General features: G+C 70.4%; 14 protein-coding genes and 1 pseudogene. 13 read left to right on the top strand and 2 right to left on the bottom strand.

Features of this window, described 5'->3' with window-relative positions; translation table 11 throughout:
• Positions 1–49: 49 nt before the first annotated feature.
• Complete coding sequence (locus tag Q5694_RS10555; protein ID WP_333932347.1) at positions 50–340, bottom strand: hypothetical protein; 291 nt, start codon at positions 338–340, stop codon at positions 50–52.
• Positions 341–629: 289 nt separating this feature from the next.
• Between Q5694_RS10555 and Q5694_RS10550 the strand changes: the two genes are divergently transcribed.
• From Q5694_RS10550 to Q5694_RS10510, 9 genes are all read left to right on the top strand, one after another.
• Complete coding sequence (locus Q5694_RS10550; protein WP_333932345.1) at positions 630–2,789, top strand: ABC transporter family substrate-binding protein; 2,160 nt, start codon at positions 630–632, stop codon at positions 2,787–2,789.
• A gap of 116 nt (positions 2,790–2,905) precedes the next feature.
• Positions 2,906–3,532 carry a hypothetical protein gene (locus Q5694_RS10545; protein ID WP_333932344.1) on the top strand — a complete coding sequence of 209 codons (627 nt, stop codon included), beginning with the start codon at positions 2,906–2,908 and terminating at the stop codon, positions 3,530–3,532.
• 144 nt (positions 3,533–3,676) lie between these two features.
• Entirely contained in the window at positions 3,677–5,584 is a 1,908-nt protein-coding gene (gene typA / locus Q5694_RS10540) for a translational GTPase TypA (protein ID WP_333932343.1), read from the top strand.
• Positions 5,585–6,195: 611 nt separating this feature from the next.
• Positions 6,196–7,809, top strand: a complete 1,614-nt coding sequence (locus Q5694_RS10535) for a peptide ABC transporter substrate-binding protein (RefSeq protein WP_333932342.1) — start codon at positions 6,196–6,198, stop codon at positions 7,807–7,809.
• 135 nt (positions 7,810–7,944) lie between these two features.
• A complete protein-coding gene (locus Q5694_RS10530) occupies positions 7,945–8,874 on the top strand; it encodes an ABC transporter permease (protein ID WP_333932341.1) in 930 nt (309 codons plus the stop codon).
• Positions 8,867–9,829 carry an ABC transporter permease gene (locus tag Q5694_RS10525; RefSeq protein ID WP_333932340.1) on the top strand — a complete coding sequence of 321 codons (963 nt, stop codon included), beginning with the start codon at positions 8,867–8,869 and terminating at the stop codon, positions 9,827–9,829. Before Q5694_RS10530 ends, Q5694_RS10525 begins: the two co-directional genes overlap by 8 nt.
• 11 nt (positions 9,830–9,840) lie before the next feature.
• The gene (locus Q5694_RS10520) at positions 9,841–10,899 is read left to right on the top strand and encodes an ABC transporter ATP-binding protein (RefSeq protein ID WP_443040845.1); all 1,059 of its coding nucleotides are present in this window, start codon (positions 9,841–9,843) and stop codon (positions 10,897–10,899) included.
• A complete protein-coding gene (locus Q5694_RS10515) occupies positions 10,892–12,040 on the top strand; it encodes an ABC transporter ATP-binding protein (RefSeq protein WP_333932339.1) in 1,149 nt (382 codons plus the stop codon). Before Q5694_RS10520 ends, Q5694_RS10515 begins: the two co-directional genes overlap by 8 nt.
• Positions 12,041–12,112: 72 nt before the next feature.
• Complete coding sequence (locus Q5694_RS10510) at positions 12,113–12,529, top strand: VOC family protein (protein ID WP_333932338.1); 417 nt, start codon at positions 12,113–12,115, stop codon at positions 12,527–12,529.
• Between the two features lie 125 nt (positions 12,530–12,654).
• Here Q5694_RS10510 and Q5694_RS10505 read toward each other — a convergent pair whose 3' ends face one another.
• Positions 12,655–14,778, bottom strand: a complete 2,124-nt coding sequence (locus Q5694_RS10505; protein WP_333932337.1) for a prolyl oligopeptidase family serine peptidase — start codon at positions 14,776–14,778, stop codon at positions 12,655–12,657.
• Between the two features lie 177 nt (positions 14,779–14,955).
• Here Q5694_RS10505 and Q5694_RS10500 point away from each other — a divergent pair, with 177 nt between their 5' ends.
• The 4 genes and pseudogenes from Q5694_RS10500 to Q5694_RS10485 form a co-directional block, all read left to right on the top strand.
• Entirely contained in the window at positions 14,956–15,150 is a 195-nt protein-coding gene (locus Q5694_RS10500) for a hypothetical protein (RefSeq protein WP_333932336.1), read from the top strand.
• Positions 15,151–15,178: 28 nt separating this feature from the next.
• Positions 15,179–16,045: an N-acetyl-1-D-myo-inositol-2-amino-2-deoxy-alpha-D-glucopyranoside deacetylase gene (gene mshB / locus Q5694_RS10495; protein WP_333932335.1), complete on the top strand. Its 867-nt coding sequence runs from the start codon at positions 15,179–15,181 to the stop codon at positions 16,043–16,045.
• Entirely contained in the window at positions 16,042–16,455 is a 414-nt protein-coding gene (locus Q5694_RS10490) for a DUF6113 family protein (protein ID WP_333932334.1), read from the top strand. Before mshB ends, Q5694_RS10490 begins: the two co-directional genes overlap by 4 nt.
• A 156-nt stretch (positions 16,456–16,611) precedes the next feature.
• Positions 16,612–17,721 (top strand): annotated as a pseudogene (locus tag Q5694_RS10485) (hypothetical protein); the annotation flags it as partial.

Here is a 17,721-nt window from a genome sequence, read left to right as displayed (position 1 = left end):
ACTCCGGTCGGGTGTCGGGGGAGGTGCCGGTCGCTCGACGCCCTCCGGGTCAGGGAGCGCGCCGGTCCCGGGCGCCCAGTCCCTCGTCGTCCGAGTCGATCCACAGGGAGGGGTCGTAGGGGGCGTCCGAGATGGTGACCAGATCCGGGCGCTTGGGCGCGGCCGGTGAGGCGGCGGCCTCACGCAGCAGGGCGACGCTCTCGCGCAGGTGGTTGGCGTCGGCACGGACGCGGCGCATCTCCAGGCCGCCGGTGCCGACCTGCTTCTCCAGGCGTCCCAGCGAGCGGAGCAGTTCGTCGAGACTGCGCTGGACTGACGTCAGTTCGTCGTGAACGGACATGACTTGCCCTCACTTCCACGGGCCCTTCACGGCCCAAGGCGGCAACGTTCATGCGCCTGCGAGTGTTGCGCGTCACACCTTGCGCTGTGAAGGGATGTGCATCGATTGGCCGGGGTGTGCGGGTGCAGTCGGCGGGTGGTTTGCGCCGGACGGGTGATGTGCCCTCCGTGACCGCCGTGTCGCCCTGTGTTGCCGAACCCTTTCCTCTTCAGTGGCCGCATACATCAGACAAGCTCCAAATACCGCCAAATGTGATCGTAACGCCCGCGGCTCCCCGGAGGTAGCACGAATGTCCCAGCACGGCGTCGGCCCACGCGCCCTCGCGCGCTCGGCCGCCTTCCTGACCGCGGGCGTCCTCGCGGTGCCCGCGCTCGCCGGATGCGGGTCCGACGACCCCTCCGGCAAGCCGCTCGCGGGCCAGGACATCCGGCCGGCCGCCCGCGACCGGATCGCCGACGGCGGCACGCTGCGCTGGGCCGTCGACTCGGTGCCCGACACCCTGAACACGTTCCAGTCCGACGCCGACGCCACCACCGCCCGCGTCGCGCAGGCCGTCCTGCCCTCGATGTTCCGGATGAACGCCTCCGGCCGCCCCGAGCGCAACGCCGACTACCTGGAGTCCGCCGAGGTCGTCGACACCGAGCCCAAGCAGGTCGTGCTGTACAAGCTCAACCAGCAGGCCGTCTGGAGCGACGGCCGCGAGATCGGCGCCGCGGACTTCGCCGCCCAGTGGCGCGCCCTGTCCGGCAAGGACACCGCCTACTGGACCGCCCGCAACGCCGGCTACGACCGCATCCAGAAGGTCGAGCGCGGCGACAACGCCCTGGAGGTCCGGGTCACCTTCAGCCGCCCCTACGCCGACTGGCGCTCGCTGTTCACCCCGCTGTACCCGAAGGACGTCATGGGCACCCCGGACGCCTTCAACGACGGCGCCCGCAAGAAGCTCAAGGTCGGCGCGGGTGCCTTCACGGTGAAGAAGGTCGATCGCGAGGACGACGAGATCACCCTCACCCGCAACCCGCGCTGGTGGGGCGAGCCCGCCAAGCTGTCGAAGATCGTGCTGCGCTCCGTCCCGCGGGACGAACGGGCCACCGAACTGGCTGCCGGCGACCTCGACCTGGCCGAGATCGATTCCTCCGCGGCCCGCCGCATCACCGTCGCCGCCCGCCCGCACAGCTCCAGCAGCCCGATGATGGGCCCGGGCGCCGACCGGTCCGCCGCGGACGCCCTGAAGTCCTGGGCCGTCGCCAACGGCTCCGACGGGGACGCCGCCGACGAGGAGACCGTCGCCCGCAGGAAGCTGCGCAAGGCCGCCGCCAAGTACGCCCGGCAGCAGCGGGCCCTCGGCGGCTTCGAGGTGCGCAAGTCCCTGGAACCGGCCTTCACCCAGCTCGCCCTGAACGGCGCCGAGGGACCGCTCGCCGACGAGCGCGTCCGCAGGGCCGTCGCCCGCGCGCTGGACCGCGAGGAACTCGCCGAGACCGTGCTCGAGCCGCTCGGCCTGCCCGCCGTCCCGGTCGGCAGCCACCTGGCCCTGTCCGGGCAGGCCGCCTACGCCGACGGCAGCGGCGCCCTCGGCGGACAGGACACCGAGGAGGCCCAGGCCCTGCTCGCCGACGCCGGATGGGTGCGCGGCGGCCCGGTCAAGGAGCAGAAGAAGAAGGAGAAGGAGAAGGCGGCCGGCGCCGAGGGCGAGAAGGCCGACTCGAAGGACACCTCCGACGACGGCACCTACATCGTCGGGCAGGACGACAAGGCCCCGCGCGGGCTCGACCCCGCCGACCGCCAGCAGGCCCGCCAGGGCGGTGCGCCCGGCGCGTACGCCCCGAAGGGCAGCGCCGCCCCGGCCAACCAGGAGGCCGCCCGGCTCGCGAAGAACGGCAAGGCGCTCACCCTGCGCTTCGTGCTCCCCTCCGGGCCGGGCTCCCGGACACTGCGCACGGTCGCCGAGCGGATCTCCGGCATGCTGGAGCGCGTCGGCATCGGCACGGAGATCTCCAAGGTCTCCGACGAGTCCTACTTCAAGGACCACATCGCCTCCGGCCAGTACGACCTCGCCCTGTGGTCCTGGCCCGCCAGCGCCTACCCGGCCACCGACGCCCGCCCCGTCTACGCCAAGCCCGTCCCGGCCGCCGACGGCTCGCTGAACATCGAGCAGAACTACACCCGGGTCGGCACCGACCAGGTCGACCAGCTCTTCGACCAGGCCGCCGCCACCCTGGACGAGGCCGAGTCGCGCTCCCTGATCCGCAAGGCCGACTCCCGCATCTGGGCGGCGGCCGGCTCCATCCCCCTCTTCCAGCGCCCGCAGCTCGTCGCGGCCCGCAAGAACCTGGTCAACACGGGCGCCTTCGGCTTCGGCACGCCGGTCTACGAGGACATGGGCTTCCTCAAGAAGGGCGCGAAGCCCGCGTCGGGCGCGTCGGCGAAGGGCTCGACGGCGCCGTAGCTCTGGGAACGCTCAAACGCCTTGCCGCCGCCCGCCCGGCGTCCCCACCATGAGACCGGCAGTGATCATGGTGCGGACGCCGGGCGCGTCCGCGCACGGGGGACGGGAGCCGGCTCATGCACGGCACGACACGGCACGCCTGCTCGGCGGCGCTGGTCATCGGGGCACTGCTGACGGGGGCGGCGGGATGCACGCCGGGCGGGGAGGACGACCGGGACGGCAGGGCCGGGGCCTGCGCGGACGGCGCCTACACCTGGTCGGGTGTGCGCAGGGAGCAGCGGCTGACCGCACTGTCCGACCCGATCAGGTTCACGAAGGTGCCCGGGAGCTACTCCTCCCGCCTGGAACCTGTCGGCGCCACGGCGTACCGGCCCACGGTGACCGGTACGCCCCGGGGCGCGGACCCGGCCGGGGTGATCAGGGCCCTGGGCAGACACCTGAGGACCGCGAGACCCCTGGCGGGGCCGACCGAGACGGAGAGGCCGGCGTGGGACCACTTCTTCACGTACGAGAAGGGCCTCGGCAAGGGCGCCTACTACGCGTACGCCGCGCTCGACCTGGTCGACGCGGACTTCACGTACAGCTGCGGGGACCGCGAGCCCGTCCGGGGACACGTGCGGACCTGGGAAGGGGTCGGCGCGGGCTTTCTGCCCTGCTCCTCGGAGCCCGCGGACGAAGCGGCCGGCCGGATCGCCGCCGAGCGCCTCTGCCCCACCGGATCCGAGGCCGTCGATGAGGTCTGACCTGCGTCGACACGGCCCGGCTCACCTCCGGGGGCCCGGACCCGTACCATGGGGTGAGGCCGTGGCATGTTGAGCCCGGCAGGGTCCGCGTAACACAGACGTACGCGACGGCCCCTTCCTCACACTCCGGGAGATCGCCGCTTTATGGCCACGCGCCACGACATCCGCAACGTCGCCATCGTCGCCCACGTCGACCACGGCAAGACCACCATCGTCGACGGCATGCTGAAGCAGGCCGGTGCCTTCGCCGCCCACCAGCTCGACTCGGTCGACGACCGCATGATGGACTCGAACGACCTGGAGCGTGAGAAGGGCATCACGATCCTCGCCAAGAACACGGCGGTGAAGTACCACCCCAAGGACGGCGGGGAGCCCATCACCATCAACATCATCGACACCCCCGGCCACGCCGACTTCGGTGGCGAGGTCGAGCGCGGTCTGTCGATGGTCGACGGCGTCGTCCTGCTCGTGGACGCCTCCGAGGGCCCGCTGCCGCAGACCCGCTTCGTCCTGCGCAAGGCGCTCCAGCAGCGCCTGCCCGTCATCCTGTGCATCAACAAGACGGACCGCCCGGACTCCCGGATCGACGAGGTCGTCAACGAGACGTACGACCTGTTCCTCGACTTGGACGCCGACGAGGAGCAGATCGAGTTCCCGATCGTCTACGCCTGTGGCCGCGACGGCATCGCCTCGCTGACCAAGCCGGACAACGGCACGGTCCCGTCCGACTCCACCAGCCTGGAGCCGTTCTTCTCCACGATCCTGGAGCACATCCCGGCCCCGACCTACGACGAGGACGCCCCGCTCCAGGCCCACGTCACCAACCTGGACGCCGACAACTTCCTCGGCCGTATCGCGCTGCTCCGCGTCGAGCAGGGCGAGCTGCGCAAGGGCCAGACGGTCGCGTGGATGAAGCGCGACGGGTCCGTCAGCAACGTGCGCATCTCCGAGCTGATGATGACCGAGGCGCTCACCCGCAAGCCGGCGGAGGTGGCCGGTCCCGGTGACATCTGCGCGGTCGCCGGTATCCCGGACATCATGATCGGCGAGACCCTGGCCGACCCGGAGAACCCGGTCGCGCTGCCGCTGATCACGGTCGACGAGCCCGCGATCTCCATGGTCATCGGCACCAACACCTCCCCGCTGGTCGGCCGCGGCGCCACCGGCAAGGGCGCCGACAACAAGGCGGCCGTCAAGGACCGCAAGGTCACCGCCCGCCAGGTCAAGGACCGCCTCGACCGCGAGCTGATCGGTAACGTCAGCCTCCGGGTGCTGGACACCGAGCGGCCGGACGCCTGGGAGGTGCAGGGCCGCGGTGAGCTGGCGCTGGCCATCCTGGTCGAGACGATGCGCCGGGAAGGCTTCGAGCTGACCATCGGCAAGCCGCAGGTCGTCACCAAGGAGGTCGACGGCAAGACGTACGAGCCGGTCGAGCGCATGACGATCGACGTGCCCGAGGAGCACATGGGCGCGGTCACGCAGCTCATGGGCGTCCGCAAGGGCCGCATGGACAACATGTCCAACCACGGCTCGGGCTGGGTCCGCATGGAGTTCGTGGTGCCGTCCCGCGGTCTCATCGGCTTCCGTACCGAGTTCCTGACCCAGACGCGCGGCACGGGCATCGGGCACTCCATCCACGAGGGCTTCGAGCCCTGGTTCGGCACGCTCCAGACCCGTAACAACGGCTCCCTGGTCGCCGACCGCGCCGGTGCGGTCACCGCGTTCGCGATGACCAACCTGCAGGAGCGCGGCGTGCTGTTCGTCGAGCCGGGCACCGAGGTGTACGAGGGCATGATCGTCGGCGAGAACTCGCGCGCCGACGACATGGACGTCAACATCACCAAGGAGAAGAAGCTCACGAACATGCGGTCCTCGACCGCCGACGTGACGGAGTCCATCGTCCCGCCCCGCAAGCTGTCGCTGGAGCAGTCCCTGGAGTTCTGCCGTGACGACGAGTGCGTGGAGGTCACCCCGGAGGCCGTGCGCATCCGCAAGGTGAACCTGGACGCCCGTGAGCGCGCCCGCGCCGCGAGCCGCGCCAAGCACGGCTGACGCCCTCTTCCGCAGCGCACAGCACCGGGCGCCCCGCACGTCGCGGGGTACCCGGTGCTGTGCTGTTGAAGGGGGAGCGACGTCGAGGAAAAGGGTAGGGAAAACCCTTGATCTGCCCGCCGCGGCCGCCGTGGACGGGCCGTCGCCACTACCCTGCTGCGGGAGTGGCGCGCCTGACGTATCCGGCGTCGCACAACCCCCGTGCCGCACACGCTCGTTGAGCGCACGGCCGGCTCCGCTGGAACCCTGCACGGGGACCGCGACGACCGCAAGCGGTTTTTCTCTCCCTCGCGTCCGGAATGCGGACAGTCGCCACCGATAGATGTGTAACAAGTCCGTTTCGCAGGGATCTTTCACCAAACCCTTTGTCCGGATTTTGGAAGATGTATGCGAGAGCTGTGATCGAACCGAGACCTCGAGAGTGTGGTTCGGTCCTGGCGTTTGGCAGATAGTTAGGCGCGTAGAGCTCGGATGAACGGGTCACTCGCCGGCAGCGGCGCCGACTCACGAGCGCGGGGGCACCTGACGATTTCCGGCACCGGCGACGGGCGGTGGCGGTGGTCCGTCTGTGCTCCCTTTGCGGTGAACCAATGACTTCTTAGGAGGAACCCATGCGCGGTGCCAGGAGCGCCAAGTGGGTCGCGGGGGCGATAGTGGTCGCCCTGGCCGCCACCGCCTGCGGCGGCGACGGTGATGGTGAGAGCAAGAGCAAGGGTTCCGGACCTGCCGGTTACGTGTCGATCGACGTCGGCGAGCCGCAGAAGCCGCTGATCCCGGCCGACACGAACGAGAGCAACGGCTCGTACGTCATCCAGTCGCTCTTCACCCAGCTGCTGGACTTCGACGCCAAGGGCGACATCGTCTACACGAACGCCGAGTCGGTCACCACCGACGACTCGAAGACGTGGACGGTCAAGCTCAAGAAGGGCTGGAAGTTCCACAACGGCGAAGAAGTCACCTCCAAGTCGTACATCGACGCTTGGAACTGGTACGCCAACATCAAGAACAACCAGCAGAACTCCTTCTGGTTCCAGGACATCAAGGGCTACGACGACGTCCACCCGGAGAAGGGTGACCCGAAGTCCGAGACCATGTCCGGTCTGAAGGCCGTGGACGACCACACCTTCACCATCGAGCTGAAGTACACGATGCCGTACTTCAACTACAAGCTCGGTTACACCACCTGGGCCCCGCTGCCCAAGGTCTTCTACGACGACCCGAAGGCCTTCGGCCAGAAGCCGGTCGGCAACGGTCCCTACAAGTTCGAGAAGTGGGACCACAAGAAGCTCATCCAGGTCAAGGCCTGGGACGAGTACCAGGGCCCGAACAAGGCCAAGAACAAGGGCGTCCAGTTCAAGGCGTACACGACCCTCGAGGCCGCGTACAAGGACGTCGTCTCCGGCAACCTGGACATGATCCGCCAGGTCGGCCCGACGGACCTGCCGAAGTACAAGCAGGACCTGGGCGACGGCGCCATCGAGCAGCCGTACGCGGCCATCCAGACGCTGACCCCGGCGTTCTACTCCAAGACCTTCAAGGACATCGACCCGAAGGTCCTGCAGGGTCTGTCGATGGCGATCGACCGCGACACGATCACCAAGACGGTTCTGAACAACACCCGCACGCCGGCCAAGGGCTTCACGCCGCCCGGTGTCAAGGGCTACCAGAACCTGGACACCGACGTGTTCACGTACAACCCGGCGAAGGCCAAGCAGCTCATCAAGGAGGGTGGCGGCGTCCCGGGCAACAAGTTCACCATCCAGTACAACACCGACGGTGGGCACAAGGAGTGGGTGACCGCGGTCTGCGAGTCCATCCGCAAGAACACCGGTGTCGACTGCACGGGTGACCCGAAGCCCGACTTCGCCACGGACCTCGAGGCCCGTGACAACGACCAGGTGAAGGGCATGTACCGCGGTGGCTGGGTCGCCGACTACCCGGTCAACGCCAACTTCATGAAGGAGCTGTACCACACCACCGCCGAGGCCAACAACGGTCGCTTCTCCAACAAGGAGATCGACTCGCTGATGAACAAGGCGGACAAGGCCAAGTCCCTGGACGAGTCGGTGAAGGCCTTCCAGGAGGTCGAGAAGAAGCTGGTCGAGCACATGCCGGCCATCCCGCTCTGGTACTACCGCATCAACGGCGGCCACGGTAAGAACGTCGACAACGTCAACGTCGACTTCCACGGTGACCTCGAAGTGTGGGCCGTCACCACCAAGTAAGAGGAGTCCTCAGGGCTCTTCCCACTCGGCCGTAAGCCCGCCGCCACTCCCGGTGGCGGCGGGAGGTGCGGGGGGCCGTCTCACCACCTGTGGAGACGGCCCCCGCACCTGCGTTAACCCCTCACGGAGGCACCTATGGGGCGCTATGTCGCACGACGACTGCTCCAGATGATCCCGGTCTTCATCGGGTCAACCCTGCTCATCTTCTGCATGATGTACGCCCTGCCCGGCGACCCCGTCCGGGCCATGATGGGAGACCAGGCGTACGACCCGACGGTGGTCGCGAGCATCAAGAAGGAACTCGGCCTCGACCAGCCGCTCCTTCAGCAGTACGTGAACTACATGACCGGCCTGTTCCAGGGCGACTTCGGTACGCAGATCGCCAGTCAGCGGCCCATCGCCGACATCATCGCCGACGCGTTCCCGGTGACGATCAGGCTCACGATCTTCGCGTTCACCTTCGTCACGCTCGTGGGCATCGGCCTCGGTGTCGTCGCCGGCCTGCGCCCCGACACGCTGCGCGACCGCGGCCTGCTGACGCTGACGCTGGTCCTCGTGTCGATGCCGTCCTTCGTGCTGGGCTTCCTGCTGCAGTACCTGTTCGCGTTCAAGTGGTCGGTCACCACCCCCACCGTGACCGACTCGACGGACTGGGCGCAGCTCGCGCTTCCGGCCACCGTGCTGGCATCGCTCTCCCTCGCCTACGTCGCCCGGCTGACCCGCACGTCGATCGCGGAGAACCTGCGCTCCGACTACATGCGCACCGCCGTGGCCAAGGGGCTGCCGCGCCGCCGCATCATCGGCGTCCACCTGATGCGCAACTCGCTGATCCCCGTGGTCACCTTCCTCGGCATCGAGGTCGGGAACCTGATGACCGGCGCCATCGTGACCGAGGGCATCTTCAACGTGCGGGGTATCGGCCTCGAGATCTACGACGCGCTCACCCGGCGGGAGGGTGCCACGGTCGTGGGCATCGCCTCGCTGATGGTGCTCATCTACCTCGCCGCCAGCTTGATCGTCGACCTGCTGTACGCGGTCCTGGACCCGAGGATCCGGTATGCCTGACAAGACCGTCGAAAAGAAGGTCGAAGCCCTTCCCGGCGACACCGTGAGCACCGCGGGCGTCGTGGTGGCGGAGGCCGGCCCGGCCCCCGACAAGCCGCGCAGCCTGTGGTCCGACGCCTGGCACGACCTGCGGCGCAACCCGCTGTTCCTGATCTCGGCCGCGCTGATCGTCTTCCTGCTGGTGATGTCGCTGTGGCCGGGGCTGTTCACCAGCGCCTCCCCGCGCGACGCCGACCTGGCCAAGCACTACCTCGGCAAGCCGAACTGGGGCCACTTCTTCGCCCCCGACTGGCTGGGCTACGACGTGCAGGGCCGGTCGATCTACGCCCGCGTCGTCTACGGTGCCCGCGCCTCGATCACCGTGGGTGTGGGAGTCACCGTCGCCGTCACCATCCTCGGCACGGTCATCGGCATGATCGCCGGCTACTTCGGCGGCTGGACCGACACCGTGCTGTCGCGGGTGACCGACATCTTCCTCGGCATCCCGTTCCTGCTCGGTGCCCTGGTGGTGCTCAACTCCTTCGACAACCGCACCGTCTGGGTCGTCATCATGGCCCTGGCCTTCCTCGGCTGGACCCAGATCGCCCGGGTCGCCCGTGGTGCCGTGATCACCATCAAGCAGGCCGACTACGTCGTGGCCGCCAAGGCACTCGGCGCCTCGACCTCGCGGATCCTGTTCCGGCACATCCTGCCCAACGCGCTCGCACCCATCATCGTCGTCGCGACCATCGCGCTCGGCGGTTACATCGCGGCCGAGGCCACCCTGTCCTTCCTGGGCGTGGGTCTCGGGGACACGGCCGTATCCTGGGGCGGCGACGTGGCGCGAGGACGTGAGCAGCTCCGTATCGCCCCGCACACCCTGATCATCCCGTCGGTGATGGTGTCGATTACGGTGCTGTCGTTCCTGATGTTCGGCGATGCGGTACGCAACGCCCTCGATCCCAAGATGCGCTGAGGGAGGCGTACGTGACCATCATCGACGAAGTGGCCGAGAGTCCGGCACCGGACGGCCCGGAGGGCACGGGCCGCCCGCTGCTCGAGGTCCGCGACCTGCACGTGGAGTTCCACACCCGCGACGGCGTCGCCAAGGCCGTCAACGGCGTGAACTACTCGGTGTCCGCGGGCGAGACGCTCGCCGTGCTCGGCGAGTCCGGCTCCGGCAAGTCCGTCACCGCCCAGGCCATCATGGGCATCCTCGACATGCCGCCCGGCCGCATCCCCAAGGGCGAGATCCTCTTCCGCGGCCAGGACATGCTGAAGATGTCCGCCGAGGAGCGCCGCAAGATCCGCGGTCAGCGCATCGCCATGATCTTCCAGGACGCGCTGTCCTCGCTGAACCCGGTGCTGAGCGTCGGCTACCAGCTGGGCGAGATGTTCCGCGTCCACCAGGGCATGTCCAAGAAGGACGCCAAGGCCAAGGCGATCGAGCTGATGGACCGGGTGAAGATCCCGGCCGCCGCGGCACGGGTGAACGACTACCCGCACCAGTTCTCGGGCGGTATGCGCCAGCGCATCATGATCGCGATGGCGCTCGCCCTGGAGCCGGACCTGATCATCGCCGACGAGCCCACCACGGCCCTCGACGTGACGGTCCAGGCCCAGGTCATGGACCTGCTCGCGGACCTCCAGCGCGAGTACAACATGGGCCTGATCCTGATCACCCACGACCTCGGCGTGGTCGCCGACGTCGCCGACAAGATCGCCGTGATGTACGCGGGCCGCATCGTGGAGCGCGCCCCGGTCCACGAGCTGTACAAGCGCCCGGCGCACCCGTACACCAGGGGTCTGCTGGACTCGATCCCGCGCCTGGACCAGAAGGGCCAGGACCTGTACGCGATCAAGGGCCTGCCGCCCAACCTGACGCGTATCCCGTCCGGCTGCGCCTTCAACCCGCGCTGCCCCAAGGCGCAGGACATCTGCCGCACGGACATCCCGCCGCTGTACCCCGTCACCGAGCGGGACGGCGGCGAGCTGGTCGGCCGCGGCAGCGCGTGCCACTTCTGGAAGGAGACGATCCATGGCTGAGCTCGGCAAGACCGACGGGCCGCAGGACGCCACGCCGAACGTCTCCGAGGTCGAGGTCGTCGACGCCTCCTCCGAGACGGAGGCGGTCGCCGCGATCGAGGCGCCGGTGGAGCGCGGCGAGCCGATCCTGCAGGTGCGCAACCTGGTGAAGCACTTCCCGCTCACCCAGGGCATCCTGTTCAAGAAGCAGGTCGGCGCGGTCAAGGCGGTCGACGGCATCTCGTTCGACCTGTACCAGGGCGAGACGCTCGGCATCGTGGGCGAGTCCGGCTGCGGCAAGTCCACGGTCGCCAAGCTGCTGATGATGCTGGAGAAGGCCACCGCGGGTGAGATCTTCTACAAGGGCCAGGACATCACCAAGCTGTCCGGGCGGGCGCTGAAGGCGGTCCGCCGGAACATCCAGATGGTGTTCCAGGACCCGTACACCTCGCTCAACCCCCGTATGACGGTGGGCGACATCATCGGCGAGACCTTCGAGATCCACCCCGAGGTGGCGCCGAAGGGCGACCGCCGGCGCAGGGTCCAGGAACTCCTGGACGTCGTGGGCCTCAACCCCGAGTACATCAACCGCTACCCGCACCAGTTCTCGGGCGGTCAGCGCCAGCGCATCGGCATCGCCCGGGGCCTCGCGCTCAACCCCGAGATCATCATCTGCGACGAGCCGGTCTCCGCGCTGGACGTGTCCGTCCAGGCGCAGGTCGTCAACCTGATGGAGAAGCTGCAGGACGAGTTCAACCTGTCCTACCTCTTCATCGCGCACGACCTGTCGATCGTCCGGCACATCTCGGACCGGGTCGGGGTCATGTACCTCGGCAAGATGGCCGAGATCGGCACCGACGAGCAGATCTACGACCACCCGACGCACCCCTACACCCAGGCGCTGCTGTCGGCGGTCCCGGTGCCGGACCCGGAGGCCCGCGAGGGCCGCGAGCGGATCATCCTGACCGGCGACGTGCCGTCCCCGGCCAACCCGCCCTCCGGCTGCCGCTTCCGCACCCGGTGCTGGAAGGCGCAGGACAAGTGCGCCGAGGAAGTGCCCCTGCTGGCGATCCCCGCGCGCTTCGAGGGCGCGGACACCCCGGCGGCGCACGAGTCGGCCTGCCACTTCGCCGAGGAGAAGGACGTCGTCCACGCGGCCTGACAACCCTTCCTCCCGGTTCCCGGCAGCCCCGAAGGGGGCTGCCGGGAACCGGCGTTTCAGGAGATCGCAGAAGTGCTGCACCACGTCGAACTGTGGGTCCCGGACCTGCCCCGTGCCACCCGGTCCTGGGGCTGGCTGCTGGGCAGGCTCGGCTGGAGCCCGTACCGGTCCTGGGAGAACGGCCGCAGTTGGCGCCTGGGCGGGACGTACCTCGTGCTGGAGCAGTCACCGGCGATGAGCGCCGGCACGCACGACCGTCTGCGGCCGGGCCTCAACCACCTCGCGTTCCACGCCGGTCCGGCGGCGCGCGTGGACGCGCTGGCCGCCGAGGCACCGCACCACGGCTGGACGCCCCTGTTCCCCGACCGTTATCCGCACGCCGGTGGCCCCGGGCACTACGCGGCCTACCTCGTCGACGCCGACGGCTTCGAGGCGGAACTCGTCGCGTCCGCGCCCGCGGCCGACCCGGATCGTCCCGAACTGCGTTAACACACAGGCAACTCGGCCGACCCGCCTCCGAGACACGGACGCGTCAGGGTGGGAGACGTACGGCCGTGCGGGTGCCGTGAGACGGGCCGGGGCGCGCCATGTCGCCCCGGCCCGTCGCCGTACGGTCAGCCGGCGGTGAGGCCCAGGGCGCGCCTGAGGAAGTCGACCTGCAGGAGCAGCAGGTTCTCGGCGACCTGCTCCTGCGGGGTCATGTGCGTGACGCCCGACAGGGGCAGGACCTCGTGCGGGCGGCCTGCCGACAGCAGCGCCGAGGACAGGCGCAACGCGTGGGCGACCACGACGTTGTCGTCGGCCAGGCCGTGGACGATCATCAGCGGCCGGTGCGGCTCGGCCGGCGCGGACAGACCGTCGGCGGTGACCAGGGAGCTGTGGGCGTACGGCTCCGGGTGGTCCGCCGGGGTGCCCAGGTACCGCTCGGTGTAGTGGGTGTCGTAGAGGGACCAGTCCGTCACCGGCGCGCCCGCGATGCCCGCGTGGAAGACGTCCGGGCGGCGCAGGACCGCCAGGCCCGCCAGCCAGCCGCCGTAGGACCAGCCCCGGATGGCGACCCGGGACAGGTCCAGCGGGAACCGTCCGGCGAGGTCGTGCAGCGCCTCCACCTGGTCGTCCAGCGACAGCGTGAAGTCGTGGTGGATCGCCTTCTCCCAGGCGGGGGAGCGGCCCGGGGTGCCCCGGCCGTCCGCGACCACGACCGCGAAGCCCTGGTCCGCGAACCACTGCGAGGTGAGGTGCGCGTGGTGCGCGGCGGTCACCCGCTGGCCGTGCGGACCGCCGTAGGGATCCATGAGCACCGGCAGGGGGGTGTCACCGTCGTAGTCCCGAGGCATAAGCACGGCGCACGGGACACGGCGTGCGCCCCCCTCGGTGAGCGTCACGCGGGGGGTCAAACCGGGATCTTCCACGTATGAACGGACAGTCGTGGTCGGTTTTCCGTCGCGCAGGACCTGGGCCCGGGAACCCGGCCGGTCCAGCACCGCCGACACCAGGACCGTCACGTCTCCGGACCGCACCGCCGCATGCACACCCGGCTCCTGCGAGACCCGCTCCACGCCCAGTTCGTTCACCCGGTACACGTGCACCTGGCCCGTCTCCGCCTCCGCGGCGCCCTCCCCGGCCGACGCCGAGACCAGCACGTCCGCGTCGGAGACGTCCAGCACGGCCCGCACGTGCAACTGCGCTCCGGTGAGCGGCCGTTCGCCGACCGCCAGCACCCGCGCGCCGCCCTCGTCCGCGATGCGGACCAGCTGCCCGGAGGGGCTCCAGCACGGCACACCGGGGAAAAGTTCCAGCCATGTTGGATCTTCGTCGGCGTGCACCATCCGTGTCGCGCCCGTGTCCGCGTCCACCGCCAGGAACACCTGGCCGCGCTGGTCGCGCGTCTGTACGAGCAGCAGCGGCGCACCCGCCGCTGACCAGTGGACACGCGCCAGATACGGATACCGTGCCCGGTCCCAGACCACCTCGGTGCGCGTCCCGTCCAGACCCACGACGAACAGCCGCACCTCGGCGTTCGCGGTGCCCGCCGCCGGGTACGCCACCCGCTGCGGCTCCCGCTGCGGATGCGCCGGATCGGAGATCCACCACCGCTGCACCGGCGTGTCGTCCACGCGCGCCACCAGCAGCCGGTCCGAGTCCGGGGCCCACCAGAAGCCCCGCGAACGCCCCATCTCCTCGGCCGCGACGAACTCGGCCAGCCCGTAAGCGACGTTCTCCGCCTCCGGTTCGGCGAGGGCCCGGTCGCCCGTTCCCTCCGCGTCCACCACCCGCAGGGCACCGCGCGCGGTGTACGCGACGAACCGCCCGTCGGGTGAAGGGCGCGGGTCGATCACCGGCCCGGCCACGGGCAGTTCACGGGCCGTCCCCGCGCGCAGCTCGGCCGTGAAAAGCCGCCCTGACAAGGCGAAAGAGGCCAGTTCCACCGCCGTGTCGGTGGCGTAGGCGACGATGCCGGCGCCGCCCTCCCGGCTGCGTTCGCGCCGGGCCCGCTCCTCGGGCGAGAGGTCCTCCGCGCCGCCGCCCAGCAGGGCGCGCGGGTCGGCGGCGACGCGCTCCCCGCCCGCCTCCGTGTCGAGGACCCACAGCGCGTTCGCCCGGTCGGCACCGGAACTCGAGCGCAGGAACACGACACGCGAACCGTCGGGCGCCACGGTGAACGAACGCGGCGCGCCGAGCGTGAAGCGCTGGGTACGGGCGTGCCGTCGGGGAAAGGAGTCAGGCTCGGTCGTCATGCCCTGACCATATTGGCCATGCGCCCCCTTGTGCGGCCGTGCGCCGATCGATGCGCACGGAGGGATAGTTATGATCAATGTCGCATAGTGGGTATGAACCTGCTGGCTGCTGTACGGATTTACTGCCCCCACAGTCCGACCCCCCGCGCCCTCGTGGATCTTTGGAGGTGAGCCGCCGTGGCACTCTCGATTTCGGCGGTGGTGCTGCTGGCGATCATCGTCTTCCTGCTGATCAAGAAGTCAGGGCTGAAGGGAGGGCATGCGATCGTGTGCATGCTCCTCGGCTTCTACCTGGCCTCTTCGACCGTCGCTCCCACGATCAACGAGCTGACGAACAACATCGCGGGGATGATCGGCAGCATCAAGTTCTGAGCCCCGCGCGACCTCGTAGGCTGGGCCCATGACGGATCTGCCCGGCCGTCGTCTGCTGCTGGTGCACGCGCACCCGGACGACGAGTCGATCAACAACGGCGCGACCATGGCCCGGTACGCGGCCGAGGGTGCCCACGTCACCCTGGTGACCTGCACCCTCGGCGAGCGCGGCGAGGTCATCCCGCCCGGGCTCGCGCACCTGAGCGGTGCCGCCCTCGGCCAGCACCGGCGCCGCGAACTCACCGAGGCGATGCACGCGCTCGGCGTCCGGGACTTCCGCCTGCTCGGCGGCGCCGGCCGCTACAGCGACTCCGGGATGATGGGCCTGCCCGACAACGACGACCCCGCCTGCTTCTGGCAGGCCGACGTCGACGAGGCCGCCGCCCACCTCGTCGAGGTCATCCACGAGGTGCGCCCCCAGGTCCTGGTCACCTACGACGACGACGGCGGCTACGGCCACCCCGACCACATCCAGGCCCACCGCGTGGCCATGCGCGCCGCGGAGCTGGCCGCCGAGTCGGGCTGGACCGTCCCCAAGATCTACTGGAACCGGGTTCCCCGGCCCGTCGTGGAGGCCGCCTTCGCACGGCTGCGCGACGACCTGCCGGGCACCCCCTTCAGCAAGACCGCCGAGGTCGATGACGTGCCGGGCGTGGTGCCCGAGGAGCGCGTCACCGCCGAGATCGACGGCACCGCCCACGCCGCCGCCAAGGCCGCCGCGATGCGCGCCCACGCCACCCAGATCACCGTGGACGGCCCGTACTTCGTGCTGTCCAACGAACTCGCCCAGCCGATCCTCACCACCGAGTACTACGAGCTGGTGCGCGGAGAGCGGGGGCCGGGCCCCGGTGAGCGGGAGACGGACCTGTTCGCCGGCGTCGAGGGGGTCTCGTGAACGACCGGACGACCTCCGTGCTCGCCCAGCCGATGCGGCCGCCCTCCGCCGCACGCGTCGGCGCGTACGCGGGACTCTTCGTGTTCGGCGCCCTGGTCGGCGTGGCCGGGGCGCTGGTGCAGCCCGGCTGGTTCCCGGGCGGGCTGCTGCTCGCCCTCGCCGGCGTGGCCGGGGCCGTGCTCGGCGCCGCGCGCCTCCTGCGGGGCCGGGCGGGGGGCGTGGCGACGGCCGCGGGCTGGATGCTCGCGGTCGTCCTGCTCACCGCCAGCCGTCCCGAGGGCGACTTCCTGTTCGCCGCGGGGTGGCACTCCCTTTCCTTCCTGGCCGGGGGCGCCCCGCTGGCTGTGATCTGCGCCACCCTCCCCCTCGGACGGCAACCGGACGGCGACCCCGCCCGACTTGCCAAGTGACGTACCACTCCGCCTGAACGTGCCCGTGGGGGTCCGGTGTGACTTTCCCCAGCGGTGCCGGGATACGGGCGAGAAGTGGCCAGTATGGTGGTGCGCGCCGCCGAGCTGCCCGCGTGAGGTCGTGTCGGGCGGCGGAGCCAACCGGGAGAACCTGCCTTGAGTCGTGAAACTGACACCTCGTCCTCCGGGCCCAACGGGCGCGGCGGAGCCGCCTACCCGTCGGGTACGCCGCCGTACGGGACCCCGATGGTCTCCGACGACGGTACGGACGCGGGCCGTTCGGCCACGCGGCCGGAGGAACGCAAGACCGAGACCACGCTGACGACCCGGATCCGGATCAACATCCCCGGGTCGCGGCCGATTCCGCCCGTGGTCATGCGCAAGCCCGTCACCGAGGCGGACACCCCCGGCGACACGGACCAGGGCGCCGAGGTGCCCAAGTCCCCCGGCGCAGGCGCCTCACGGGGCGCGGGCACGGCCGAGGCGACCGCCGCCGAGCCCGCCCAGCCGGCCGAGGACAAGCCGACCAGCGACTGGTTCGCGCCGCGCAAGTCCGGCTCCGGCAAGGGCGGTCCGGGCGGCGGCTCGGCGAACGGGACCGGAGCGCAGGGCGGTTCGGGACCGGCCGCGGGCGGTCCCGGCGCGGGTAACCCGGGTTCGGGCGCTTCCGGCTCCGGGACGCAGGGCGGCGGTGCCGGTGCGCCGGGCGGGACCCGGCCGGGTGCCGGACGGCCCGGTGGCGTGGTCGGCTCCATGAGCGTGCCGGGCGGCTCCCGGCCCGGCGGCACGAACGGCTCCGGCCTTCCCGGCGGCGCGACCGGCGGTCCGGTCGCCCCCGGGCACGGCGGCGGCACGGGCTCCTTCGACGTCACCGAGGCACTTGCGGCGGGCCCGCTGGGCAACGGCTCGCGCCCCGCCCCGGGCGGCGCGGACGCCCGCCGCGACGAGCTGCCGTACTTCTCGGAGAACGGCAGCGGCGGTCCGGTCGCGCCGGGCGGCTTCGACGGGCCGGCCGGACCCACGGGCGGCCCGGTCACCGGTGACGGCCCCCTGCTGCCCCCGGCCACGTCCGGCTACGCGGGGCAGGGCGATCCGGAGGACACCGGTGCCTACGGCCTTCCCGAGGGCCCCGACGCCTTCGGCGCGCACGGCGGCTTCGCCGGGCAGGGCAATCCCGAGGACACCGGTTCCTACGGCCTTCCCGAGGGCCCCGACGCCTTCGGCGCGCACGGCGGCTTCGCCGGGCAGGGCAATCCCGAGGACACC

Source organism: Streptomyces sp. AHA2 (assembly GCF_036857595.1).
Lineage (GTDB): Bacteria > Actinomycetota > Actinomycetes > Streptomycetales > Streptomycetaceae > Streptomyces.
This window is presented reverse-complemented; position numbering and strand designations above follow the sequence as displayed.